We start from the raw sequence: 23,589 nt of genomic DNA, 5'->3' as shown, positions 1-23,589 counted from the left end.
TATTCATGAATGTTTCTCTTGTAAAGGGATTAAGCTTCAACTTTAGATACTCTTTTGAAACCAGTTTTTATTGCTCGTACTATTTCGTTCACAGCGTAAATAGATACCTCGGCATTTGGATTCAATCCTTCAAACCAGTGATAGGCATTTGGATATAAATGAAATTCGACATCAACACCAGCTTGCGCTAGATTGCTTACATAGGTTAATGTTTCACTGCGGAATGGATCCAATTGACCAACAAATGTGTAGGTATATGGTAAGCCACTATAATCCTCAGCTCGAAAAGGTGCTGCATAGGCAGGGATTTGATCCGTTCCATACATTTCTCCTAAATACATTTTCCAACCAGCTTCATTTGCCTTTTGATTCCAAACAAATCCCTCTTTAATTTCATTGGCCGAAGGTGTATTATTTCGGTCATCAATCATTGGATAGAGTGGCATTTGTAAACAAATCGAAGGGTATTTTCGATCTCGGGCTAATAATGATAATGCTGCTGTTAGTCCACCTCCAGCGCTTACTCCTGCAACCCCAATTCGATTCGAATCAATGTTTAATAACTCTGCATTATCAGCAATCCATTTTAAAGCTGCATAACAATCTTCAATTGGTGCTGGGTAAGGATGTTCAGGTGCTAAGCGATAGTCTACAGATACGACCACACAGCGAGCTTCTTTTGCAAACCTCATACAAGTATCATCGTTATCATCTATAGAACCTAAGATATATCCACCACCATGTATCCATAATAAGACAGGTAAAGATTTATGATTTGATTTTGGACGATAAATTCTTAATGGTAAAGGATTAGCATCTGGTCCAACAATGACTTCATCTGTTAACGAAAGGGAGTCATCAACAAAGGTAGGTGGTCTCATTTGAGCTATTCCTTCTCTAATTGATTGCAAGTTTTCCGGGCGTAAATCGAGATCTGGAAACATCTCTAACCCTTGTAATAATTCTGGATTTACTCTATTTTTCATTTGAGCACCTCTATTTGTAATTATTTTCAAATAAATGAAGTGTATTCTAAGTAGTTTAATTGTGAAAGAACACCATAATTAAATTGTAAATTGGATATGTTATAACAGTCAACAGAATATTCAGAAACAAAAACCTTTCTCAAGAAGGAGTTTCACGCAACCAATAATACAAGTAGTGGATTTAGGAACAAAGTGTTTTCATGTCGTTGTATTTATGTACACTTAGTTTTCTAACTAAACCAAGTGATGATCTTTTTTATTTTAATGACATATTGCAAATGATACCTGTTCGAATTCATACATTTGTATTCCTTAAATGAAGGTTGATTAATTTTGGAATTGTATAAGAGTTATGTCTTACTTTATTAGTAGCCTCTTTAATAACTGTATGAAGTTCATCCGCTGAACCATCTTTATTTCCAGCTACATGTTTAATTGCATTCTCTCCGCAATATGCTTTCACAATTTCCTCATCAGTATTGATGATACAAAACTTTGCAATTGGACTTTAACTAACTACACATAAACTCCTTATATCTCTAGATAAACTACCGATTAGCTCCATATAGACTCTAGATAACATATATAGAATACAAGTTATCAAGGAGGTAAGAGAAAATGAATTTTATGAAACGCGCAATTCTCAGTATGAAAAAAAGGATAGGAACATCATTAATTTTGATGGCAGTATTTCTGATTGTTACAAATTTGGTTCTTTCAGGGTTCACAATCCAAAATGCATCAAAAAAAGCAGCGGATGCTGCAAGAAAAAAACTGGGCGCAGATGTTACTTTAGGTCTTGATTTTGACAAATTAGGTCAACAAGCTAGTGAAACTGGAGAAATGCCTAATCTGCCGAAGCTTAACACAAAAGAAGCAGATCAATTAGCGGAGTCAAAATATGTAAAAGACTATAATTACATAGGCAACACTTTTGGAATTTCTGATGGACTTAAGCAAGTAGGAGCTTCAGAAGGAGAAGACGAAGGGAAAGGTAAAGCGGGGATGGTGGCTGTACGAGGCGGTTCAAGTTCCGGTACAGAAATAGATATGAATGCTTCTTTTATGATTGAGGGGGTCCGCAAGACTGCATTACAAGAAAGCTTTAAAAACGGAAAAAGTAAAATCATTGATGGAAAACCAATTACAGAGCAAATGAAGGGTCAGAATGTAGCTTTAATGGAAAAACGATTAGCAGAATTAAACAATTTGAAAGTAGGAGACAAAGTTAAAGTGCAATCAGGGGATAAGAAGGAAACTCTTGAGGTTGAAATTATCGGTATTTACGAAACAAATGAGCAAGCAATGGGTCAACAGGCTCCTCCTATTATGGATCCAGCTAATAAACTATATATGCCGCATTCAACTATGAAAAAATTAGAAGTAGACCAAGGTATAAGTAGTGTTCAAGTCGTGTATTTCTTGAATGATCCACAATATATTGATGCATTTAAAAAAGAAGCAAAAAAATCTAATATTGATTTTAATTATTATAAATTAGATGCGCATGATTCATTGTACAAGCAAATGATTGGCCCTATCGAAAATATCTCTTCGACTTCTCAAATAATTATTTATATTGTTTCAATTGCAGGTGCGATTATATTAGGGTTAATCATTATGCTATCAATTAAAGGACGTCGTAAGGAAATGGGAATTCTGTTATCTATTGGAGAGAAAAAATGGAAACTGATGGCGCAGTTCGTAGTAGAAGTAGTATGTGTCGCTATTTTAGCATTTGGATTATCCATAACAACAGGAGCTAAGGTTTCTCAATATATCGGGGATAATTTACTTTCGAGTGAAATTGCTATTGCAAGCGAAGAAACGGACACCACGCGAAATAGTACTGTAATGATGTCTGGACCTGGTGGTACTCTACAAAATCAAAAAGAAGATCCAATTGATAAAATTGATGTAAGTGTAACACGAGAAGATGTAGGGAAAATGGGGGGGATTGGACTAGCTATTGCTATAATAGCAACGCTTCTTCCGGCATTATCTATTCTACGTTTAAATCCAAAACAAATTCTTTTAAAAGATGAATAAGGAGGCTTAACATGGAAACGATTTTACAATTTAAAAATTTGGATTATTATTATGAAAGTAATGGGAAAAATGTAGCAATACTAGACAATGTTAACTTTTCTTTTCAAAAAGGGCATTTCTACACGATTTTAGGACCATCTGGATCTGGTAAAACTACAACTCTAAGCTTAGGTTGTGGACTGGATGTCCCTAAAAATGGTTATGTACTGTATAATGGCAAAGATATTCGAAAAATTGGTTTGGATCGATATCGTAATCAAAATGTATCTGTAATTTTCCAATCTTATAATTTGATTACTTATATGACTGCTCTTCAAAATGTCCTAACAGCGATGGAAATTACAGGTGTTAAAGTGAAAAATAAGACGGCAAGGGCATTAGAGTTATTAGAGAAAGTAGGACTCACTGAAGTAGAAGCGAAACGTAACGTCTTGCAACTAAGTGGTGGGCAACAACAACGTGTAGCAATTGCTCGAGCATTATCTTGTAATGTTGATTTACTTATTGCAGATGAGCCGACAGGAAACCTCGACGAAGAAACAGCGATGGATATTATAGAACTGTTTCAAGAACTTGCACATAAAGAGAATAAATGTATTATTGTTGTAACGCATTCACAGGAAGTTGCTAAAAAATCTGATCGTGCAGTGTATTTAAGTAAGAAGAAGTTGGTCGTAAACCAAATCTAATACAAATATCTTAGCTTTTTAATTCACATAATTCTCAAAAACCATCCATTTCAAAAGCTTATACTTGATATATAATAAAATCAAGCCATAATCAAAATGGTCTCCCTGTACTGAATGTTAAAATAGTTTGTTGTTTCCTTTTTAACAATACTTGAAAAAGAACTTGTAGGATATTCTACAAGTTCTTTTTATTATAATTGGTTACCTATATCATGGGATAATCACACATGAAAAACGGGACATTACCTAGATATATAATCTAAATGCTGTCCCGTTTAACTGTGTATTTGTATAGTTATTGCAGAATTAAACCTATAATCATAATTAAACTAAATACTATTACCCAACCAAACGCACAATAGCCGAAGATTCTAATCCATTTAGGTAATTGATTCATGTTAACTTTATTTGTGGGAACTCCTTGCATAGAAAACACCATTTTTTGATCTCTATCCCTATTATTTTGTTGTTCATACATAACATCATCACCTTTCTAGAATAGTTGTATGTATAATATATCAGTCTGGAGAAAACTAAGTACCGAATATTAGATGAAATAAAAGTGATTCGACAAATATAGTGGATGGTTCGCTTTTCCAATACTGTATACTATATTTCAAAAAACGAAAATTTGATTACTCAAAAACTATATATACTAAAGTATTTGCTCATTTAAAATATAGTAAACCTTTATCAAGAGATACTTATTATTCGATATTGATTAATTCGGATAAATTCACTAATACTTCTTAAAAGTAGGAGTAATTATTAATTCGTTATTTTTAAAGCGTTTAACACTATTTTAGTTGCGTCTGCAATAAGTTTATCATCGTATTTCGCATCCTCTTTAGCATGATTAGAAAGTATCGCAAGAACAATTGGCTTTTTATTTGGTGGCCAAATAATTGCGATATCATTCCTTGTTCCATAAGCCCCAGAACCAGTCTTATCGGCTACTTCCCATTCTTCTGGAACTCCAGCACGAATTAAGTTGTCTCCCGTAGTATTTCTTTTCATCAAATCTATTAAAAAGTTCCGTTTCTCAATTGGAAGGATATCACTTAGCGCGTAAGTTTGAAGACTAGTAGCTAATGCCATTGCGGTACTAGTATCACGAGTGTCACCTGGCTGCACTTCATTTAATTCTGGTTCAAAACGTTTAGGATTTGTAACAGAATCTCCTATTTCTCTTAGTGATTTTTTGAATTCACTTGGCCCACCTAATTGTTTAAGAATAAGATTTTGTGCAGTATTATCACTATATCGAATGGAAGCATCTGCAAGCTCCTTCAGAGTCATACCTGTTCCTACATATTTTTCTGTAATTGGATTGTAGTTCACAAGATCTTTGCTGGTATACTTAATTTTTTGATCTAAATCTTTTATTGATTTCTTTTGTAACAGTGCTCCAACAGCAAGGGCTTTGTGGGTAGATGCGTATGCAAAGCGTTCATCTGAACGATAAGTAACAGTTTGATTCGTACCTGTGTCCAATGCATAAATACCAAGTTTAGCATCATATTCTTTTTCAAGCTTTACAAAAGAATGCCTACTTGTATTTTCTTGTTTGGTTTGTTTCGATGGTTCGGATTGAATATTACTATTGGAACAGCCTATAAGCGTTACACATGAAAGTAATACTACAGGTAGCATCTTTTTATAATGTGCAATGTGAAAAACCTTCTTTGAAACTATCATACATTTTCAACCTCTTTCAAGAATATATGGATTTTGTATAAGTATTTTACATACCTATACAATTAACAAATGCACTGGATAGCACTCCTCTTGTACAAAATGAGAAGACTACCAAGAACACCTTTTTTATACGTAATAGACAATCTAAGTAACACATTTGTTCCATTTATGATTAAGCTTTTTAACATATCTATTAACTTTGTTTTTAGCATCGCAAACTCCATTTTTTTGAACTCTACTTAATTTAATATGGATTTAGATTGAGTTTTTCTTGTAACGGGAATTTCAATTGGATATCGCATATATAACAACTACTGATTTCATTTTAAAGTTGGATGGTAGAAATAAAGAGCTTAAAAAACGAAAAGTCCCCCTTATTGATATACTTGCTACAAAAACAAACAAACTCGTCCTACTAAGAGGGGAGTTTGTTTGTTTGTTGTTTAGATAAAGGAATGTTCATGCAAAATTGCACACTATGTTCCATATTTTTTATAGAATACTTTATATTTAGCGTTTCAAGAATTTGTTTAACAATATATAGCCCCAAACCACTTCCGCCAGTATTTCGATTCCTTGATTTTTCAATTCGATAAAATGGTTTGAAAATTTGTTGTATATCTTCATCTTTAATATTGATACCTGTATTTATAATTTGCATTTTAATTTGATCTTGTTTAGAATCCTTACTTAACTTTATATAGACTTTTTCATTATGTGGTGAATACATAACTGCATTATGGATAATATTTTTACATGCTTTTTCAAAAAGTACACGATCTGTATAAACAGAAAGGTCAGAGTCAATTTCTTTTATTATTTGGATGCTTTTTTGAGAAGCGAAAAATTCGAGATCTTTTGTGATTGTACCTATTAACTTTGAAAGATTAACTTCTTCTATTTTTAGTTTAAATGTGTGTTGTTCTAACTTTGACATACTTAAAATTTCACGAACTAATTGTTCCATACTTTCAATAATTTGATGATTTTTCTTTAAATATTGATCACGATTTTGATAAGGGCCAATATTGTATATCATCCCTTCTAAGTATCCTTTCATTACAGTAAGAGGGGACTTTAATTCATGTGCTACAATCGCAAAAAACTCTCTGCGTTTTGTTTCTATTTCTCTTTCTTTTTCAATATCATTTTTTAATTGTTCATTTGCTTTTTTTAAATCAAACATAGCTTGTTGTAAGTTAATAGACATGTCATTCAAACTATTAGATAATTCTCCTAACTCATCTGTAGAGCGAACCTCAATTTTTTCGGAGAAATCTAAATTTGCCATATTTTGTGCACCCTCATTAATATAAATAAGTGGCTTTGTAATAAACCTGGAATAGAAATAAGCACTCCCTATACCAATTACGATCACAATGATACTAATATAGGGGAGAAAGCGCACTAATACTTGCGAAGCTTCATCAATCGGTTGAAATGTTGCGAACACTACAAGCGTTAAACTACCATCTTGGAATTGAATTGGTTCCGTAACATTATATGAATTGCTAATGGTACCTGCATTCTCAAATCTTGCTGCTTTAGTAACTACTGTTGTTTGTGTACCACTTTGAATAAAAGAAAATGAAGGCGAGTAAATAATTATTCCTTCTTTATTTTGAAGCGAAAGCATCGCGTTATTTTTTTTTGCGTATTCATCAAAAAGTGGTATCGCATCTTGAAACGTAAGATTTTTGGACTTATCAATTATTTCTTTTATCCCTGTTTGAAGTTGATCTGTTTTGTATTGCTCATAAAACGTAGGGAGAAAGAAATATAAAGTTAAATAAATTAACACTGCAAAGGATAACAAAATGAGAGATGTAGTCATAAAGAGTTTATAAGTAATTTGCTTCATCTTCATGACTTTTAAAATTTTATTCATCAATTTTATAACCAATACCCTTTATTGTTTTAATATAGGGGATAGCTAGTTTTTTACGTAGATTTTTAATATGTGTATCTATTATTCGTGTTTCTCCAAAATAATCGTATCCCCAAACTTTTTCTACGATATTTTCTCTTGTAAGTACTTTTCTCTCATTTTGAAATAGTAGTTGTAGAATTTCGAACTCTTTTGTCGTTAACAAAATTTCAACATCATTTACATATACTCTATATGCATCAACATCTATGCGCACTTCTTTGAATACTAAATGATTATTTACATTTTTATCATAACTTCTTCTAAGTACAGCTTCGACTCGTCTAATCAAAACATGAAACGAAAAGGGTTTTGTTATATAATCATCAATCCCAAGATCGAACCCTTTCATTTGATCTTCCTCTTCTTCTAACGCAGTTAGCATAATAATTGGTATGTTTGACTGACTTCGAATCATTTTAGCAACTTCAAATCCATTAAGATTGGGCATCATTACATCTAGAAGAACTAAATCAAAGGATTGCTTATTAAATTGTGTCATACCCTCTAGTCCATCAGAAGCAACTACCACTGTATACTGTTGTGTCATTAAAAATTGTTTAATTAATTCCTGAATTTCTTGATCGTCCTCAACCACGAGGATATGATAGTTTTTCATAATATCACCTCTGGTAGTCATTATAGCCGTACTATCTGTAGTTTATGTGGAGATACAGTAGGAAACTTCATAGGACGTTTAACCTATTAACTCCATTTTCAAGATTCTGTATTCTCCATAAAAAAGTATTATTACCCATATTCCTTTTTTATGGAGAAATATTTGTGTGCTTGAAAAAACTTATTATATAAAAAGCTAAACGATTAATATTTACAAAAAACTAATGTATAATAATGTAAATTGCATGTAGTTTTTTAAACTGTTTGAAAATACACTTTCGATACTTTACTTGAAGGGGAAAGGGAGATGAATTTAAATATAAAAGAAGCCAGCGAAATTTTAGAGCGTACGCCACAAACTTTTTATTTTTTTTTGCTAATTTAGTAAAGGCCTAAGGTGCGAACAAGGGATTATTTAAATCATGTGAGAAAGGTTGTGAAATTATTTGATGGGTTATAAAGCGATGCTGTTTGATTTAGATGATACGTTAATTGATAGGGATAAGGCAGTAGATAACTTGTTTTTATTAGTTTTAGAAAAATGTTATGAGGATGTTAGTGATACAGTCAAAAACAATATGTTACAGAAATTCAAAGAATACGATAAAAGGGAATACGGCATTAGTGATAAAACGATAGTTTTAGAATCATTATTTGATGAATTCGCGCCGAAATATAGATTGCCACGCGATTATATCCAAGATTTTTGGAATTTAAATTTCCCTAAATGTTTTTCGATAGACCAAAATACTATTCATTTCTTAAATCATATAAAGAGTCACTTTAAAATTGGAATTATAACAAACGGCTCAACGCATAGACAAAAAGCTAAAATAATTAACACGAATTTAAACAATTACTTTGATACGATTATTATTTCTGAAGAAGTAGGATTGAGTAAACCTGATAAACGTATATTCGAACTAGCATTAAATAAGCTTAATGTGCAACCAGAAGATGTATTATTTATTGGAGATGACTTAGAAAAGGATATTGCTGGTCCTCAAAATGCAAATATAAAAGGTGTGTGGTTTAACCCTCAGAAAATCAAGAATACTACCCAAATACAACCATATGCCGAGATTAACACTTTGGATAGTTTGTTAAGTTATGTTAATCCACAATATTTTTATAACAAGTAAAAGCAATTTCATATATATATTCAAAAATATAAAAAGAGAAACTATCATTAATTTCATTGACCGTATTAGTAATAAAAAATAGTGGCGATTTTAATAGTTGCGGCTAATTTAATCTATGGTTAATCCGAAGTTTTTTAAAATAATTTTACTCATACTGTGTAAATTATAAAGGGGTGGGACTATGGAAATAAAGAAATTAGTTATCGATGGAATAAATATTGCGGTCATAAAAAATGATAAAGTACTAATTTCCGATGTTCAAACGGCATTAGATCTTATGGCAACAGTTCAATATGAGGTAGATGCTAAACATATTATTATCGACAAATCATTAATAACTGAAAGTTTCTTTGACTTAAAAACACGCCTTGCTGGTGATATCCTTCAAAAGTTTATAAATTACAGAGTAAAGATTGCTATTATTGGAGATTTCTCAATGTATACGAGTAAAAGCTTAAAGGATTTTATTTATGAATGTAATAAAGGGAAAGACATTTTTTACTTAGCAACTGAACAACAAGCAATTGAAAAACTAAGTACATTGAAGTATTAATAATACCATAGTAAAATCTCCTTCTTTTTCACGTCGTTTATTATTTACAATATATAAGAACTGATGTTTGTGATAAACTAAGGGGTGAATAAAGGGGAGATTTTCTTGAACAAATTTAATGATGTAATCCGAAATTTAAACAATATAATTTACAAACCTAACGAATTCATAATCACGAATCTAAAAGAAGAACAGCAAAACGCTGAATATGCGGGATGTTTATTTAATTTAAATCATAAAAGCATTCGTTTTAGAATATCAAAAATTACCCCTAATAAAATTGGGCAATTTGTTTCTTTTTGGGAGAAAGATGACAATATGCATAATCAAGCATTTTCTTATGACGCTGCTCCTAATCTTTTAGTTATCACTTGTATAGATGAAAATAAATTAGGACAATTTATTTTCCCTAAAGAAATTCTTCTTAAAGAAAAAATATTAAAAACACAAAGTCAAAAAGGGAAGATGGCTATGAGAGTGTATCCTATTTGGGATACTCCTGTTAGCAACCAAGCTAAAAAGAGCCAAATGTGGCAACTTCAATATTTTGTTGATATAAGCGATCATAATAATTTACCTATAGATAAACTATTACATTTGTATTTGTAGCTTCTTTTCTTAAGTAATCTTGTGAATTAGACTTTTTGTACCGGTACAGTTAAACGAAATGTACATTGTTTCAGTACCCCATCAAATTTACAATCAGCATATACTATTTTAACTTATAAATGTTAAGGGGTGCTGAATATGACAAGTCTACAATACAAACTGTTTACAAGATTGAATCTTACAAACCGTACTGAAGTGAAGTTTGAAGAATTAAATACAATTCTCTTTGCATTTGCACACACTATACCATTTGAGAATTTAGATGTTATAGCACGTAATGCGAATACAATTACTATGGAAAATTTACAGAATAAAATTTTAACTACATCCCGCGGCGGACTTTGTTATGAATTAAATACTCTTTTTTACTACTTTTTAAAAGATTGTGGTTATGATGTACAACTTGCACTTGGAACCGTATATAAAAATGAAATCAATGCATGGGCACTTGAAGATGGACATATAACGATTATTTTAAAGTATGCTAACGAACGATACTTAATTGATGTAGGTATTGCTTCCTTAGTACCTTTAATCCCTGTACCTTTTACTGAAGAGCCTGTTTCCTCTAAAAATGGTTCGTATCGAGTGAGAAAACGAGACACAAGTAAAGGAAATTACGTTCTAGAAAGAAAAGATACGAACGGAGAGTGGAAAGTTTGTCATGCCTTTTATAATCGTATCATTGATGAGACAGTAGTGAACGATGTTCAAAAAAGAGTAATAGAAGATGAGAAATCTATTTTTAATAAGGGACCAATTGCAGTGAAATTAACGGACTATGGCCATGTCTCTTTAACGAATACGAGTTTAACCGAAATAATTCATGGAGAAAAAACAAAACGGGTAATTACAGAAGATCAATATAGAGAGCTATTAAATACTTTATTTGCTATTGAGTTGAGATGAAACGAATAGCTAGCCGGTTCTTACTCAGAATCGGCTATTTTATTAACTTTAATTTAAAATAACTATTAAAGTTTAATTTTATTAATAGATATAATACACTAGAACAGTATGTACAATGAATTTTGAATGTAAAGGAAGATTTTTATGTCAATTATTGATAAATTGAAACTTAATAAGTATACAAATATGGTTGTAATGAATGAACCTAGTGATTATGACATTTTCACAGGAAAAGAAACTGCATTTTCAAAAGAACACGATGCCATTTTTATTTTTGTAGAAACACTTGATGAAATGGTGAAACAAACGAATTATATTATTAGTAATGAAGAATTACTAATTGAAAAAGGCTACATATTCTTTGCGTATCCGAAAAAAGGTAATTCTCGTTACAGTACGTTTATTCACCGTGATGAGATGTTTCCTGCATTAAGCGTTGGCGAAGATGGGTATGTAGGACAGAGTGATATTAAATTTGCACGAATGGTAAGTATGGACGACGTCTTTACTGTTGTAGGCTTAAAGCGTGAAAAGAAAAAAGAGAAGAAAACGCCTGCTATGAGTCAATGTGTTGCCGATTATGCAGATCGTATTAAAGATGTTGAAGCATTATTAGTTAATCATCCAAATGAACTTAAATTTTATCAAAGTTTAACACCTGGATATCAAAAAGATTGGGCACGTAATTTATTTTCTGTAAAACAAGAAAAAACACGTGACAAACGTCTTGAGAAAATGATTGAAATTCTTTCGCAAGGCTATAAAACAATTGAATTATTCCGCAAGAAGAAAAAATAATGGTTAGGAAAATCACAATGATGCAACAATTAATTACGCTTAGCACATTGAAAAAAGGATTCCTTTCAGTATACTAAAGTAAGTTCTTATATTTAAATAATTAGTAAAAGAGAAAAGGTGTTTGAAATGAAATCGTATATTGTAGTTGGAGCTGGTATTTTAGGAGCGTCTACTGCTTATCATCTTGCTAAAGCAGGTGCGAATGTTACTATCGTTGATCGACAACAATTAGGGCAAGCAACTGATGCAGCAGCTGGTATTGTATGTCCTTGGCTTTCACAGCGTCGTAATAAAGCGTGGTATAAAATTGCTAAAGGCGGTGCACGTTACTATTCTTCTTTAATTCAGCAATTAGAAGCAGACGGTGAAACTGATACAGGATACAAACGTGTAGGTGCAATTAGTTTACATACTGATGAGAAAAAGTTAGATAAAATGGAAGAGCGCGCTTATAAACGACGTGAAGATGCACCAGAGATTGGTGAAATCACTCGCTTATCAGCTGAAGAAACGAAAAAATTATTCCCAGCATTATCTGAAGAATACAGTTCTGTTCATATTAGTGGCGCTGCACGAGTAAACGGAAGATCATTACGTAACGCATTAATAAGTGCTGCAAAAAAACATGGCGCAACTTTTATAAAAGGAGACGCAGTATTAGTCCGTGAAGGTAATCATATTACTGGAGTTAAAGTAAATGACGAAACAATGGTAGCAGAAAAGGTAATTGTAACCGCAGGCGCATGGGCGAATGAAATATTGAATCCATTAGGAATCAATTTCTTAGTTACATTCCAAAAAGGACAAATTGTTCATTTACAAACGGAAAATACAGCAACAGAAAATATGCCAGTTGTTATGCCGCCAAATGATCAATACATTTTAACGTTTGACAATGGTCATGTCGTAATTGGTGCTACTCATGAAAACGAAACTGGCTTCGATCATCGTGTAACAGCAGGTGGTTTACATGAAGTATTCCATAAAGCATTAACAGTTGCACCTGGTTTAGAAGATGGTACTATGCTTGAAACGAGAGTTGGGTTTAGACCATTTACACCAGGATTCTTACCTGTTATCGGACCACTTCCTAACTTCGAAGGTATTCTTGTTGCAAACGGATTAGGAGCTTCAGGTTTAACAGCTGGTCCATATTTAGGTTCAGAACTTGCTAAATTAGCACTCGGACAAACAATTGAATTAGATTTAAACGATTATGACGTTGCTGGTGCAATTGAATAACAAAAAAAGATTAGGATTCGCTCCTAATCTTTTTTATTTATAACTAATTCTTTAACTGCTTTGATAACCTTTTGTTTAATTCCCACAACGCTGTTTTATTACTATCCCATTTCAACAGCATTACTGCTTCCTCAAAGCATAACCATTTATAATTGGAGTGTTCTTTAGATAATGAAATATTTTTTGTAGAAACTTTAACTCCAAAAGAAAATTCTTTTATTACATAAACATCTTCTCCCCAAAGAAATCCTCCGACTACATCCTCTACAGGTAGTGAAGATACAGATTCTAATTGTATATAGGGATATTCTTTTAAAATACCAGCCTCTTCAAATGATTCTCGTTTTGCTGATTCAATAGGAGTTTCACCATCTTCTCCACCACCAGCTATTCCTTGCCAATAACCATAATCACTTCGGTTAAAAATAGCGTATTGAATAGAATCTTCAATTATTATATAAGGAAATATTAATACTTGATATGGTGCTCTCATTGCATAACCTCTTTCTGAAAGCTTTAAATAAACATGAATAATTGTTAATTATTATATGGAGTGGGGGTTCTTTTGAATAAAAACACCACTGATAAAATAAAGATTACAGCCTTCAAACTACCCCAATATGGATAAACAGTATGATCAGTTAAACTAGCATATTGAAAGATATTCTCTAAACCGAAAATCCCAATAACGACTGCTAAGAGAAAAGCAGCTTTTCCAATAGTACTATTACGATAGAGGGTAAATAAGTATATTGCACATATAAGTGGTACGATGATTTGTAGTAAGATTGCCATGAATTGTCCCCCTAATTTATATTTTATACTTATATTATATCAAAAATGTAATAAAAAGGAATGTAAGTTAATTGATGCTAAGTAGAAAACAGACTTGTACGAACAGGGATATCACACTTTTACGTCTATAGTTTTGATACTAATTTAACTACTCTCATCATATTCTTCTATTAAAAAGAATAACAAGGAGTGTAAAGTTAATTGACAAAAGTTAAGGTTCGTTTACGGCCCATCGTTCATAACATAAATTTACCGACTGTCATAAAAACAGCAATACTTCCAGGTGAATCAGTTGAAAGACTATTTATCGCAACCCAATTAGGAGAGGTTTTTTACATAGGAGACGGAGATATAAAGACATTTTTAAATATTCGTCACCGAATTATTAAATTAGGCACATTTGAAGAAGGTGTTGCTAGTAGCGGTTATGATGAACGCGGCTTACTAGGACTAGCGTTCCATCCACAATTTAATCATAACGGCTTATTTTACCTTCATTATTCAATGGCTGGAACTCAAGGACCAGGTTCGCTTTCAGAACAATTTAAACCGAATCCTTGTGACCCGAAAACTTTAAATTTAAAGTGGACAAATAGAGATACTCAATATGATCATATTGATACAGTTGAAGAATGGGTTTTACAATCAAATGGCCAACCTCAAAAGCGAAGAACATTACTTAATATAAAACGGCCATTTTTTAATCATAACGGCGTAAATAGCTTAAACTTTTCACCTGAGACTGGAAAACTTGTTTTTACTAATGGAGATGGTGGTTCTGGCTATGATCCGTTTAATTTAAGCCAGGATGATTTAGAAATAGCGGGTAAAATAATTGAAATCGATGTAAGTAAAAATACGTCCATAAATAATCCTCCAGTAGTTACACGTTTTAATGAACTTCCTCTATCTATTCAAGAAACTCTTACATTAATTGCAAAAGGTGTACGTAATATAACAGGTATTTCATTTCAAAGGTTGCATAATCAATATATCAAATATGCCGGTAACGTCGGACAAGATATTGTAGAGTCTATTTTTTCTTTTGTTCTATATAAATCAATACCAGTTACCGAAATCGTTCAAACCCATTTAATGAGAGATACTCCTGATCAATATGGATTTATTAATTTTGGGTGGAGAGGATGGGAAGGGGAATTACCTACTTCTTTTATAAGGCACTGTTCTGAGAATCCTACTTTGGATGAGAGGATAACGGTTTATTATGATGAAACAATAGTAACATCAGTAAATCGTATTCAACCTCTAATAAGTTATTATCATAAAGATTCCAGACCGGATAAGTTTGGAGGAACTTCACTTACAGGAGTTCAACCATATATGGGGACTGCAATCCCAAATTTAACAGGTAGCGTCGTATTTACTGACCTTGCTAAGAAAGAAGAATCTCAGTCTCCAGTAAAGGGTGCGTTAGCTTATTCTAGAGCTGGTACGCATGGTAAACATACTGACTTTCATGTTATTGAAACCCATTATGATTTCGGTGAGCAGGCAGCTTATTTTATGAGTTTAGGAACAAATTTGGATCAAACTAGATTATATTTAGGAGTTTACGGTTCTATGAAAGTAACTGATTTGAACAAAGGTACTATTTTTGAAATCGTTCCTTAATATGATAGACACTCTCGGAATTATTCATTATATAATCGTCCACTGTATAATTAGATATCTTTAGGGGGATTTTGATGAATCACTTTAGAAACTATTGGTATCAACCGATGATCGCGCATGATGCGAATTTTGTTCATAAAAGAAAGATGACGCCAGCAAAGAGGTTAGTGATTACAGCGTTACTCGGTTCACTTGCTGCTATTTTTCAATCTGCCGGGAACCTAATCCCTGGTATAGGCTTATTTATTAGTCCTTTTGCGACGCTGCCTATATTTTTCGCTATTTGTTATTCTACTCGCACGGGAATACTTTCTTACATTCTTACTATTCTCCTATTATTTATTATTGAGCCAAGCGAACTAATTGTCTTTCCTTTTACTACAGGTTTATTAGGTATAGCGTTAGGAGTATCCTTTATACAATTCAAGAGAAGGATTTTGATTGTTTCCTTTTCAGCAATATGTCTACTTCTAGGTATTATAATTGTACTTGATATCTTTCGATTTCCTGTATTAGGTCCTACTGTTCATACAACTTTGGATATAAAAATTATTCTATTAATATTTATTCTGAGCTTTCTATACTGCTGGATCTATGCAGGCATTTGTAGAATAATGTTGAATAGAGTATATAAAGTATGGTCTTAACAATTTCTCATATATTTTTAAAGATTGGAGATTCAAGTCGTGTATAACGTTAAAATTAGAAGACCTAATTCGGATGATGTAGATGAACTGAATATGTTTTTTCGTCTTGTTATTACTGATACATTTAAAAATGAAGGGTTATCACAATTATTAGATGACATAGAAAATGAAATTAACACGAAAAAACAATATTTGAAAAATGATTTGGAGAGTAATGGAGAAAGTCGTTACTTTTTATTAGCAATTGATACAAGTAACGATAAAATCATTGGAACAATTGAAATCGGCCCAGCAAGTACATTGATTAATAGTTGTACAGGTGGTGTGTTTAAAGATTTATATGAAATAGGAACTGTATTTGTACTACCTGAATATCAACGAAATGGCATAGGCAATTTATTACTACATGCAATGTATATTACGTTACTTAGCAGAGGAATAACAGAATACTGTTTAGATAGTGGATACAAAAAAGCACAAAGTATATGGACGAAGAAGTTTGGAGAACCTAGTTATGTACTGAAGGAGTATTGGGGAGAATCAAGCGATCATATGATTTGGAAGAAGAGTTTACATGATACACCTATAATATTTGAATTATAAAATGAAATATGCCTCTGAACGTAGCTTTTCTTACATATGTATGCTATTATTTATCTTTATAATAAAAGAGGACGTGAATGAACTTGATTAAAATTAATATTCCTGAAGCTGATGTTTCAATTACTGAACGTAAACAAGTTATTAAAGGAGACGAGCCAATAATTACTCCAATTAATGGATTTATCGATTTCCACTTGTTCCCTAGAGATAAAGGCGGCATTTTTATGTTTTACAATATTAATGACGAACTTCTTTTCGTAGGTAAAGCTCGTAAAATTAGACAACGTATTAAGAAGCATTTTGAAGACAATGTTTCACCAATTAAAAATCACCGTGATGAAGTATACCGCATCGATGCATGTATCGTAGAGGATCCAACAGAAAGAGAAATTTACGAAACTTACATTATTAATGAATATAAAGCAAAATATAACGTTGATAAAGTATTCTATAAATAAGTAATAAAAAAACAATCCTAGCGCATATACTGGGATTGTTTTTTTATTTAAATTTAGTCCTCATATTTTTCTCCTTTTTTTAAATGATTAGCAACAATAAAACAGCATACACCTATACATATAAGTACAATTCCAATCGATTTATGTTTTCCCTCAAAAAAAGGAATATCAGAAATAACATTTGTCATACATAACCCTATAAACACAAGGATAGGTCCTGCCCACAGTAATACATTGCCGAATTTCGTATGTTGCCACATAGTAACCCTCCTTACCTCTTTTTACATATATATCTATAAAATAAAAGTAAATTCATAGAGAAATATAGTTTTTTTCATATCGAAAATTTAACCTTCATATATTGGTACAAGCAAACGAGAAAGGGGACCATCATGAATTGGTTAGAAGCTTTTATATTAGGGATTATACAAGGTTTAACAGAGTTTTTACCGATAAGTAGTACGGGTCATCTTTATTTAGGAAGGCATTTGTTTCAATTAGATGAAGCAGGATTGTTTTTAGATACGATGCTGCACATTGGAACTTTGCTTGCAGTATTTATTTATTACAAAAAAGAATTTATATATTTAATTAAAAATCCATTTTCCAAACTAATGCTACTACTTATTGTCGGGACGATACCCGCAGTTGTAATCGGATTGTTATTTAAAGACTTTTTTGAGGATATTTCAAAAACAGGCATTACGATTGGATGGGAGTTTTTAGTAACAGGTTTCTTTCTATATATGGCTGATAAACAAAAAAATGGTCGTAAAAAAATGGATGACATTACATATAAAGATGCATTTATTATCGGTTCATTTCAAGCTGCTGCTATTTTCCCAGCAATTTCTCGTTCTGGTATGACAATCGTTGCTGCATTATGGAGAAAGTTAGATCGCGAAACTGCTGCTTACTTTTCTTTTTTATTATCAACGCCAGCCATTGTCGGAGCTATCATTTTGCAATTAGCAGATGTTTATCAAGGGAAAGCAGAATCTATTTCTAGTACATCTTTAATCGTCGGCACATTATCAGCAGCGTTTTTCGGTTATATAGCCGTTTCATGGATGATTCAATATTTAAAACGTCACTCCTTAAAAGTATTCGCGTATTACGTATGGGGATTAGGCATTTTAATTTTAACGTTACAATTTACTCATGTGTTTTAATGTAGTAACTATTCGTTTAGATCCTGTTTCATTCATACAAGGCAGGGTCTTCTTTCATTAAGGGGGAAAATATGTTTAATAAGGCTATCGTTATTGGCGGAAGTATCGCAGGAAAACTCGCAGCAAAAGCATTATCATCTACTTTTAAAGAAGTAATCATTATAGAAGCTGGTGAAAGATGGGATGGAAAGTCTTCGAGAAAAAGAGTTCCACAAAGTAATCATCCTCATGTGTTATTAAAAGGTGGAGAAAAAGCGATTGAGGAATTGTTTCCTACTATCACTAATGAATTAATTGAAACAGGTAGTATCGTAAATAACTTTACTCGTGATATAAAATGGCATCAATTTGGTTTATGGAAACAGCAATTCATAGGTAAAGTACATATGATTCAACAAAGTAGGTTTTTGCTTGAATGGCATATTCAAAAACGAATTAATGATATTTCAAATGTTACCACTAAATTTGGAACATTAGTTGATGGTTTATTAGTAGATGGAAAGCTTAACAAAGTAAGTGGAGTAAAAGCTAAATGCTTAGAGACGGGCACGCAAGAAGAAATTCAAGCAGATATTGTTGTTGATGCAAGCGGATTCGGTTCAAAAAGTATAGCGTGGTTACGTGAATACAATATTGAAGTGCAAGAAGAGAAAGTGCGCATTGATTTGTTTTACGCAACTAGAATGTTTAAACTCAATGAAAATGAGAAATTAGACTGTTGTAATATGCTAATGTCTCCAAGTTTCCCTGACAATCCGTATGGTGTTCTTATTCAAACGATTGAGGATAATCGCTATTTTGTTACTTTCAGCGGATATGCAAATGAGAAAGCACCACAAACAGATGATGAGTTTTATGATTTTGCTGAAAACCTATCAATTTCTAATGTGACAGATTTTCTAAATAAAGCTGAGGCAATTTCAAATATCAAAACGTACAAAATTCCTTATCAAGTACGTCGGCGATTTGATTTAGTTAATCATTTACCAGAAGGATTGTTAGTAGTTGGGGATGCACATTGTCGTTTTGATCCTGTTTTTGGGCAAGGTGTTTCAGTTGCAGCTATGGAAGCTCACCAATTGCAGTTACTTTTGCAAAAGAGACAAAAGCTTGATAAAACATTTACACAGCGATTTTATAAAAAGACCGCTAATATCATACAAACTCCTTGGGAAATGACTACAACGGAAATATCACGTCATCCTCAGCTAACAAGAAAATTATCGATGAAGCAAAAATTTCAGCTATGGTATACGAAACAAATATATGAACTATCTGCAACTGACTCTGATGTTTATATTCGATTAGTAAGAGTTATGAATTTAATTCGTAGTCCATTGCACCTATTTCATCCGAAAGTACTACTTGCTGTATTACTGAAGCGAAAGAAATAGCAGGAAAATAATCGATTAAAAAGAATATATAACAGTTAGTATATATAGAAGGAGTGAGCGAGATGAAAATATACATAGAACAATTAAAGAAACACGATGCTAAAGATTTATTTACGTTTGAACTTACGAATAAATCTTTTTTTGAAACAATGGTACCAAATCGTGGCTCACAATATTTTAATTTTGAATATTTCCGAAAGCTACTAGACGATTTATTAATAGAACAAGCGGATGGAGATTCTTATTTTTATTTAATTCGTAATGAAGAAAAAGAAATTGTAGGACGAATAAATTTAGTAGATATTGATACAGAAACTCGAAGCAGTTCATTAGGGTATCGAGTCGGAGAAAAGTTTACTAAAAAAGGGGTTGCAACAGCAGCTGTAAAATTAGTTTTAGACGTAGCGAAAAATAATAAAATTAATGAGATTCATGCTAAAACAACTACTAATAATCTCGCATCACAAAGTGTATTAGAAAAAAGCGGGTTTTCTTCCTATCATAACGAAGCAGATACAACATCTGTAGAATTAAATGGAGAACATGTGAATTTTGTACATTATATATGGAGAAATACTTCGCGCTTATATTAAGGGGGACTTATACATGAATGATTTACGTTATCCAATTGGGCAATTTACATCCAAACGTCCTATAACTGAAGAAATGATTGATACATGGATTCAAGAAATTGAAGATTTACCTAATGAACTAGCAAAAGCAATTAAAGATTTAGATCAGAAGCAGTTAGACACACCATATCGAGTTGGTGGATGGACGGTTCGTCAAGTAGTTCATCACGTTGTTGATAGCCATATGAATAGCTACATACGCTTTAAATTAGCACTAACAGAAAAGAATCCTACTATTAAACCATATAAAGAAGAGAAGTGGGCAGAACTACCTGATTCTAAATTACCAGTAGACGTTTCACTAGTAATGTTAGAATCGTTACATAAAAGATGGGTTAACCTTTTATATTCTCTAGAACTAGAAGATCTAGAAAAGACATTTAATCATCCAGAAACTGGTGAAACAAAACTTGCTGCTGCAATTGGACTATATGCATGGCATGGACGTCATCATACAGCGCATATAACTTCATTAAGAAAGCGACTAAATTGGTAACATGGAGATTGGATTAGAGAAGGCAACAGAAAATGATGCAGCAGTTTTATTTCAAATGCAAATAGACTCATTTAGCCCTTTATTAAATAAATATAAAGACTATGAAACAAATCCAGCAAATGAAACTATTGAAAAAACTATTTTAAGGATAAATAATCCAAGCAACAACTTTTATAAGATGATAATAGATTCGAACCTTGTTGGAGCGATATGTATATCCCAAAAAGAACTACCTTATAAATTTTGGATCAGTCCAATGTTCATTCATCCAATCTATCAAGGGAAAGGAATCGCTCAAAAGGTACTTATTTTAATTGAAAAGATGTTTCCAAAAGCAAGGAGTTTTGAACTTGCTACGATTTTAGAAGAAGAAAGAAATTGTTTTCTATACGAAAAAACGGGGTATAAAAGAACAGAAGTAATAAAGAAATTAAATGATAAAACTACACTCATTTATTACAAAAAAGAAAGGTAAAGCATTTGAAATACGCTTTACCTTTTTCTGTTACTTAAGATTAAATATACAAAAACGATGCATATTCTTCCAAAATACTCGAGTTAGTAATTTTGGAACTGAATAAATATACATAAAAGCGTTATTTCGTCGTATATGTTACTAACGCTTTTTGAATGCTTAAAACACTATCGTCACCTTTAAATTCTTTCGTAATTGGTGTACTCAAACTAGATACCCAAATTTTAAGCTCAGCGTCTAAATCAAAATGCCCAGCTGTTTCAATGCTAAATTGTGTAATGCTTTTATAAGGAATAGAATGATACTCTGTTTTTTTACCTGATATCCCTTGTTTATCTACTAAAATAAGACGACGATTTGTAAATACGATTAAATCACGAATTAATTTATAAGCATGTTCAACTTTCTCATCGTCTAACATAATCTTCTCTAAATCACGTTCTACACTTTCTGTACTCGCATTTGATGCATTTCCTAAAATACCGCTAAATAAACCCATATGAAATTCCTCCTCGGTTAATTGTGGAATGTATTACTTATATTGTACCATGCTATTTACTAAGAAATTATGACATTACTTTAGTAGTTTCTGGTTATTATTGCAATTCGTTTATATAACCTCGTCTTAAAATCTTGTGTTAACATGTAAGTAAGAAAAAAGAAGCAGAGGGATATAGCATGAAAAATATAGGTTTAGTATTAGAGGGCGGAGGAATGAAAGGTCTATATACTGCAGGAGTACTCGAATATTTTATGGAAAAGAACTTATTCTTTCCGTATGTAGTTGGCGTATCCGCTGGTGCATGTATGGGCGCAACTTATTTATCACGTCAAAAAGGAAGGAATAAAAAAGTAAATACAGAGCTAGTGTCAGATCACCGATATATATCTTATCGAAATTTGATTCGAAAACGTGAATTATTTGGAATGGACTTTTTATTTGATGAAGTCCCTAATAAAGTTGTTCCATTTGATTTTCAAACTTTCTTAAATTCCAATGAACAATTTGTTATAGGAACGACTGATTGTGATTCAGGAAAAGCAGTTTATTACAATAAAATAGAACACGGAAATGATATTTTAAAAATCATTCGCGCATCAAGTTCTGTACCGTTTATAGCGCCTGCTGTAGAATATGATAATCTAAAATTGCTAGATGGAGGGATTATAGATCCTATACCGGTTCTAAAAGCACAAACTGATGGTTATCAAAAGAACGTCGTGATTATGACAAAGCCAGAAGGATATGAGAAGCAGCGGAATAAATTTTCTGGTCTGGCTAAAATTTTATATAGTAAATATCCGAAAATCGCAGAACATTTAGTAGAACATTATCGTTATTATAATGAAACCGTAACTTATATGAATGGCAACGAACAGAAAGATAATTTTTATGTAATTCAGCCTAGCTCACAACTTCCTATAAGCGGAATAGAAAGAAATAAAGAAAAGCTAGTTAATTTATATAATCTTGGCTATACAGATGCTCAATATCATTATGAAAAATTATTAAGTTGGATAGAGAAATAAAGGGGTGGAAAGTTGCTATTAGGTAAAATGGTTATTTTTAATGAATTGCAGAAAATGCATAGTCTGCTGCATAAACCGTTTCCGTATCGTGCTACAGGAAAATTGCAACGAGACTTAAAAAGTAAATTTACAGATGATGACTGTATAAACGCTGATTTTAATCATTATTGGATGCATACAGCAGGTACTTTAAGTTCTGTACTAAATGGAAACGAACAGAACATTACGTTTCAGCAAATAAAGTGGTTAAGGAAATCGTTTTTTGAATGGTTTCCGCAATATCGTTCTATAGAAACAGAAATTGTGAAGTATCCCGTTTTGTATAGAGATTTCATGAATTATGAGAAAGCGCGAAAACTATTACTATATTATCTTACTGAATAAAAATTAAAACGTACAAGTTATGCTGCTTGTGCGTATTTTGTTCATAAAAAAGACAATATTTATACCTTGCTTATATAGGAATTTTAATGTGCAGAAAGAAGTAATTATAGAATGAAGTAAGGGAGGAGAGGCGTTTAGCGATTGTTTTCCT

At 32.2% G+C, this 23,589-nt stretch carries 29 protein-coding genes; 19 read left to right on the top strand and 10 right to left on the bottom strand.

The genetic code is table 11. The annotated features are described in order from the left end of the window. Positions 1-29 precede the first annotated feature (29 nt). Both ACU8YW_RS13470 and ACU8YW_RS13465 read right to left on the bottom strand, forming a co-directional pair. Positions 30-986, bottom strand: coding sequence for an alpha/beta hydrolase (locus ACU8YW_RS13470; RefSeq protein WP_426934276.1), 957 nt, complete (start codon positions 984-986; stop codon positions 30-32). Positions 987-1,281: 295 nt separating this feature from the next. Then, complete coding sequence (locus ACU8YW_RS13465) at positions 1,282-1,449, bottom strand: hypothetical protein (RefSeq protein WP_162862808.1); 168 nt, start codon at positions 1,447-1,449, stop codon at positions 1,282-1,284. A 155-nt stretch (positions 1,450-1,604) separates the two neighbouring features. Here ACU8YW_RS13465 and ACU8YW_RS13460 point away from each other — a divergent pair, with 155 nt between their 5' ends. Next, positions 1,605-3,035, top strand: a complete 1,431-nt coding sequence (locus tag ACU8YW_RS13460; protein ID WP_088609382.1) for an ABC transporter permease — start codon at positions 1,605-1,607, stop codon at positions 3,033-3,035. A gap of 11 nt (positions 3,036-3,046) precedes the next feature. Beyond that, complete coding sequence (locus tag ACU8YW_RS13455) at positions 3,047-3,724, top strand: ABC transporter ATP-binding protein (RefSeq protein WP_060486770.1); 678 nt, start codon at positions 3,047-3,049, stop codon at positions 3,722-3,724. A gap of 295 nt (positions 3,725-4,019) precedes the next feature. On the opposite strand, the gene ACU8YW_RS13450 is transcribed toward ACU8YW_RS13455, so the two are convergent. The 4 genes from ACU8YW_RS13450 to ACU8YW_RS13435 form a co-directional block, all read right to left on the bottom strand. After that, positions 4,020-4,202, bottom strand: a complete 183-nt coding sequence (locus ACU8YW_RS13450) for a hypothetical protein (protein WP_426934277.1) — start codon at positions 4,200-4,202, stop codon at positions 4,020-4,022. A gap of 290 nt (positions 4,203-4,492) precedes the next feature. Next, on the bottom strand, positions 4,493-5,422 hold the full coding sequence (gene bla, locus ACU8YW_RS13445; protein WP_426934278.1) for a class A beta-lactamase: 930 nt from the start codon (positions 5,420-5,422) through the stop codon (positions 4,493-4,495). Positions 5,423-5,837: 415 nt separating this feature from the next. Continuing rightward, complete coding sequence (locus ACU8YW_RS13440; protein WP_426934279.1) at positions 5,838-7,310, bottom strand: sensor histidine kinase; 1,473 nt, start codon at positions 7,308-7,310, stop codon at positions 5,838-5,840. Then, on the bottom strand, positions 7,303-7,968 hold the full coding sequence (locus ACU8YW_RS13435; RefSeq protein ID WP_060486774.1) for a response regulator transcription factor: 666 nt from the start codon (positions 7,966-7,968) through the stop codon (positions 7,303-7,305). The genes ACU8YW_RS13440 and ACU8YW_RS13435 overlap by 8 nt, the downstream gene beginning before the upstream one ends. Positions 7,969-8,416: 448 nt before the next feature. Here ACU8YW_RS13435 and ACU8YW_RS13430 point away from each other — a divergent pair, with 448 nt between their 5' ends. From ACU8YW_RS13430 to ACU8YW_RS13405, 6 genes are all read left to right on the top strand, one after another. Then, a complete protein-coding gene (locus ACU8YW_RS13430; RefSeq protein WP_142291773.1) occupies positions 8,417-9,109 on the top strand; it encodes an HAD family hydrolase in 693 nt (230 codons plus the stop codon). 181 nt (positions 9,110-9,290) lie between these two features. Further along, positions 9,291-9,662 carry a DUF4180 domain-containing protein gene (locus ACU8YW_RS13425; protein ID WP_088063643.1) on the top strand — a complete coding sequence of 124 codons (372 nt, stop codon included), beginning with the start codon at positions 9,291-9,293 and terminating at the stop codon, positions 9,660-9,662. 105 nt (positions 9,663-9,767) lie between these two features. After that, positions 9,768-10,271, top strand: a complete 504-nt coding sequence (locus ACU8YW_RS13420) for a MepB family protein (RefSeq protein ID WP_426934280.1) — start codon at positions 9,768-9,770, stop codon at positions 10,269-10,271. A gap of 138 nt (positions 10,272-10,409) precedes the next feature. Beyond that, positions 10,410-11,180, top strand: a complete 771-nt coding sequence (locus ACU8YW_RS13415; RefSeq protein WP_426934281.1) for an arylamine N-acetyltransferase family protein — start codon at positions 10,410-10,412, stop codon at positions 11,178-11,180. Between the two features lie 144 nt (positions 11,181-11,324). Continuing rightward, positions 11,325-11,978 carry a YdeI/OmpD-associated family protein gene (locus tag ACU8YW_RS13410; protein ID WP_060486779.1) on the top strand — a complete coding sequence of 218 codons (654 nt, stop codon included), beginning with the start codon at positions 11,325-11,327 and terminating at the stop codon, positions 11,976-11,978. Between the two features lie 126 nt (positions 11,979-12,104). Further along, positions 12,105-13,220, top strand: coding sequence for an NAD(P)/FAD-dependent oxidoreductase (locus ACU8YW_RS13405; RefSeq protein WP_426934282.1), 1,116 nt, complete (start codon positions 12,105-12,107; stop codon positions 13,218-13,220). A gap of 43 nt (positions 13,221-13,263) precedes the next feature. On the opposite strand, the gene ACU8YW_RS13400 is transcribed toward ACU8YW_RS13405, so the two are convergent. Both ACU8YW_RS13400 and ACU8YW_RS13395 read right to left on the bottom strand, forming a co-directional pair. Further along, positions 13,264-13,713, bottom strand: coding sequence for an NUDIX hydrolase (locus tag ACU8YW_RS13400; RefSeq protein ID WP_426934283.1), 450 nt, complete (start codon positions 13,711-13,713; stop codon positions 13,264-13,266). Positions 13,714-13,757: 44 nt separating this feature from the next. After that, positions 13,758-14,015: a hypothetical protein gene (locus ACU8YW_RS13395; protein WP_087984460.1), complete on the bottom strand. Its 258-nt coding sequence runs from the start codon at positions 14,013-14,015 to the stop codon at positions 13,758-13,760. Positions 14,016-14,216: 201 nt separating this feature from the next. Between ACU8YW_RS13395 and ACU8YW_RS13390 the strand changes: the two genes are divergently transcribed. The 4 genes from ACU8YW_RS13390 to ACU8YW_RS13375 all read left to right on the top strand — a co-directional run bounded on the left by ACU8YW_RS13390 (position 14,217) and on the right by ACU8YW_RS13375 (position 17,355). Then, positions 14,217-15,647 (top strand): PQQ-dependent sugar dehydrogenase, encoded by a 1,431-nt coding sequence (locus ACU8YW_RS13390; protein WP_426934284.1) that lies wholly within the window; start codon positions 14,217-14,219, stop codon positions 15,645-15,647. A 74-nt stretch (positions 15,648-15,721) separates the two neighbouring features. Then, positions 15,722-16,294 carry a YybS family protein gene (locus ACU8YW_RS13385; protein WP_088063636.1) on the top strand — a complete coding sequence of 191 codons (573 nt, stop codon included), beginning with the start codon at positions 15,722-15,724 and terminating at the stop codon, positions 16,292-16,294. A gap of 39 nt (positions 16,295-16,333) precedes the next feature. After that, positions 16,334-16,897: a GNAT family N-acetyltransferase gene (locus tag ACU8YW_RS13380; protein WP_088609372.1), complete on the top strand. Its 564-nt coding sequence runs from the start codon at positions 16,334-16,336 to the stop codon at positions 16,895-16,897. A gap of 77 nt (positions 16,898-16,974) precedes the next feature. Beyond that, the gene (locus ACU8YW_RS13375) at positions 16,975-17,355 is read left to right on the top strand and encodes a nucleotide excision repair endonuclease (protein ID WP_001048941.1); all 381 of its coding nucleotides are present in this window, start codon (positions 16,975-16,977) and stop codon (positions 17,353-17,355) included. Between the two features lie 53 nt (positions 17,356-17,408). Here ACU8YW_RS13375 and ACU8YW_RS13370 read toward each other — a convergent pair whose 3' ends face one another. Next, entirely contained in the window at positions 17,409-17,615 is a 207-nt protein-coding gene (locus ACU8YW_RS13370; RefSeq protein WP_000267713.1) for a hypothetical protein, read from the bottom strand. 132 nt (positions 17,616-17,747) lie between these two features. Here ACU8YW_RS13370 and ACU8YW_RS13365 point away from each other — a divergent pair, with 132 nt between their 5' ends. The 5 genes from ACU8YW_RS13365 to ACU8YW_RS13345 all read left to right on the top strand — a co-directional run bounded on the left by ACU8YW_RS13365 (position 17,748) and on the right by ACU8YW_RS13345 (position 21,524). Continuing rightward, positions 17,748-18,527: an undecaprenyl-diphosphate phosphatase gene (locus ACU8YW_RS13365; RefSeq protein ID WP_060486786.1), complete on the top strand. Its 780-nt coding sequence runs from the start codon at positions 17,748-17,750 to the stop codon at positions 18,525-18,527. A gap of 71 nt (positions 18,528-18,598) precedes the next feature. Then, positions 18,599-19,921, top strand: a complete 1,323-nt coding sequence (locus ACU8YW_RS13360; protein WP_088609371.1) for an NAD(P)-binding protein — start codon at positions 18,599-18,601, stop codon at positions 19,919-19,921. 62 nt (positions 19,922-19,983) lie between these two features. After that, entirely contained in the window at positions 19,984-20,514 is a 531-nt protein-coding gene (locus ACU8YW_RS13355; protein WP_087984455.1) for a GNAT family N-acetyltransferase, read from the top strand. A 13-nt stretch (positions 20,515-20,527) separates the two neighbouring features. Further along, entirely contained in the window at positions 20,528-21,049 is a 522-nt protein-coding gene (locus ACU8YW_RS13350; protein ID WP_088063632.1) for a YfiT family bacillithiol transferase, read from the top strand. A 1-nt stretch (position 21,050) separates the two neighbouring features. Then, positions 21,051-21,524 carry a GNAT family N-acetyltransferase gene (locus ACU8YW_RS13345; RefSeq protein ID WP_088063631.1) on the top strand — a complete coding sequence of 158 codons (474 nt, stop codon included), beginning with the start codon at positions 21,051-21,053 and terminating at the stop codon, positions 21,522-21,524. A 121-nt stretch (positions 21,525-21,645) separates the two neighbouring features. Here the strand turns inward: ACU8YW_RS13345 and ACU8YW_RS13340 are convergent, their stop codons facing one another. Beyond that, complete coding sequence (locus ACU8YW_RS13340; protein ID WP_000522465.1) at positions 21,646-22,023, bottom strand: PH domain-containing protein; 378 nt, start codon at positions 22,021-22,023, stop codon at positions 21,646-21,648. 179 nt (positions 22,024-22,202) lie between these two features. On the opposite strand from ACU8YW_RS13340, the gene ACU8YW_RS13335 reads away from it, so the two are divergent. Beyond that, positions 22,203-23,054 carry a patatin-like phospholipase family protein gene (locus tag ACU8YW_RS13335; protein WP_088063630.1) on the top strand — a complete coding sequence of 284 codons (852 nt, stop codon included), beginning with the start codon at positions 22,203-22,205 and terminating at the stop codon, positions 23,052-23,054. 12 nt (positions 23,055-23,066) lie between these two features. Then, positions 23,067-23,438, top strand: a complete 372-nt coding sequence (locus ACU8YW_RS13330) for a YxiJ-like family protein (protein ID WP_088063629.1) — start codon at positions 23,067-23,069, stop codon at positions 23,436-23,438. The last annotated feature ends 151 nt before the right edge of the window (positions 23,439-23,589 follow it).

Source organism: Bacillus pretiosus (assembly GCF_052947655.1).
The sequence above is the reverse complement of the archived record's forward strand: the minus strand, read 5'-3'. Positions and strand labels throughout refer to the sequence as shown.

Bases quoted from the DNA above. Each gene is read 5' to 3' on its own strand.
- ACU8YW_RS13400 (WP_426934283.1), bottom strand. From the start codon at position 13,713: ATGAGAGCACCATATCAAGTATTAATATTTCCTTATATAATAATTGAA.
- ACU8YW_RS13450 (WP_426934277.1), bottom strand. From the start codon at position 4,202: ATGTATGAACAACAAAATAATAGGGATAGAGATCAAAAAATGGTGTTT.
- ACU8YW_RS13405 (WP_426934282.1), top strand. From the start codon at position 12,105: ATGAAATCGTATATTGTAGTTGGAGCTGGTATTTTAGGAGCGTCTACT.
- ACU8YW_RS13460 (WP_088609382.1), top strand. From the start codon at position 1,605: ATGAATTTTATGAAACGCGCAATTCTCAGTATGAAAAAAAGGATAGGA.
- ACU8YW_RS13435 (WP_060486774.1), bottom strand. From the start codon at position 7,968: ATGAAAAACTATCATATCCTCGTGGTTGAGGACGATCAAGAAATTCAG.
- ACU8YW_RS13370 (WP_000267713.1), bottom strand. From the start codon at position 17,615: ATGTGGCAACATACGAAATTCGGCAATGTATTACTGTGGGCAGGACCT.
- ACU8YW_RS13395 (WP_087984460.1), bottom strand. From the start codon at position 14,015: ATGGCAATCTTACTACAAATCATCGTACCACTTATATGTGCAATATAC.
- ACU8YW_RS13425 (WP_088063643.1), top strand. From the start codon at position 9,291: ATGGAAATAAAGAAATTAGTTATCGATGGAATAAATATTGCGGTCATA.
- ACU8YW_RS13455 (WP_060486770.1), top strand. From the start codon at position 3,047: ATGGAAACGATTTTACAATTTAAAAATTTGGATTATTATTATGAAAGT.
- ACU8YW_RS13440 (WP_426934279.1), bottom strand. From the start codon at position 7,310: ATGAATAAAATTTTAAAAGTCATGAAGATGAAGCAAATTACTTATAAA.
- ACU8YW_RS13335 (WP_088063630.1), top strand. From the start codon at position 22,203: ATGAAAAATATAGGTTTAGTATTAGAGGGCGGAGGAATGAAAGGTCTA.
- ACU8YW_RS13365 (WP_060486786.1), top strand. From the start codon at position 17,748: ATGAATTGGTTAGAAGCTTTTATATTAGGGATTATACAAGGTTTAACA.
- ACU8YW_RS13340 (WP_000522465.1), bottom strand. From the start codon at position 22,023: ATGGGTTTATTTAGCGGTATTTTAGGAAATGCATCAAATGCGAGTACA.
- ACU8YW_RS13375 (WP_001048941.1), top strand. From the start codon at position 16,975: ATGAACTTGATTAAAATTAATATTCCTGAAGCTGATGTTTCAATTACT.
- ACU8YW_RS13410 (WP_060486779.1), top strand. From the start codon at position 11,325: ATGTCAATTATTGATAAATTGAAACTTAATAAGTATACAAATATGGTT.
- ACU8YW_RS13470 (WP_426934276.1), bottom strand. From the start codon at position 986: ATGAAAAATAGAGTAAATCCAGAATTATTACAAGGGTTAGAGATGTTT.
- ACU8YW_RS13415 (WP_426934281.1), top strand. From the start codon at position 10,410: ATGACAAGTCTACAATACAAACTGTTTACAAGATTGAATCTTACAAAC.
- bla (WP_426934278.1), bottom strand. From the start codon at position 5,422: ATGATAGTTTCAAAGAAGGTTTTTCACATTGCACATTATAAAAAGATG.
- ACU8YW_RS13430 (WP_142291773.1), top strand. From the start codon at position 8,417: ATGGGTTATAAAGCGATGCTGTTTGATTTAGATGATACGTTAATTGAT.
- ACU8YW_RS13350 (WP_088063632.1), top strand. From the start codon at position 20,528: ATGAATGATTTACGTTATCCAATTGGGCAATTTACATCCAAACGTCCT.
- ACU8YW_RS13385 (WP_088063636.1), top strand. From the start codon at position 15,722: ATGAATCACTTTAGAAACTATTGGTATCAACCGATGATCGCGCATGAT.
- ACU8YW_RS13360 (WP_088609371.1), top strand. From the start codon at position 18,599: ATGTTTAATAAGGCTATCGTTATTGGCGGAAGTATCGCAGGAAAACTC.
- ACU8YW_RS13345 (WP_088063631.1), top strand. From the start codon at position 21,051: ATGGAGATTGGATTAGAGAAGGCAACAGAAAATGATGCAGCAGTTTTA.
- ACU8YW_RS13355 (WP_087984455.1), top strand. From the start codon at position 19,984: ATGAAAATATACATAGAACAATTAAAGAAACACGATGCTAAAGATTTA.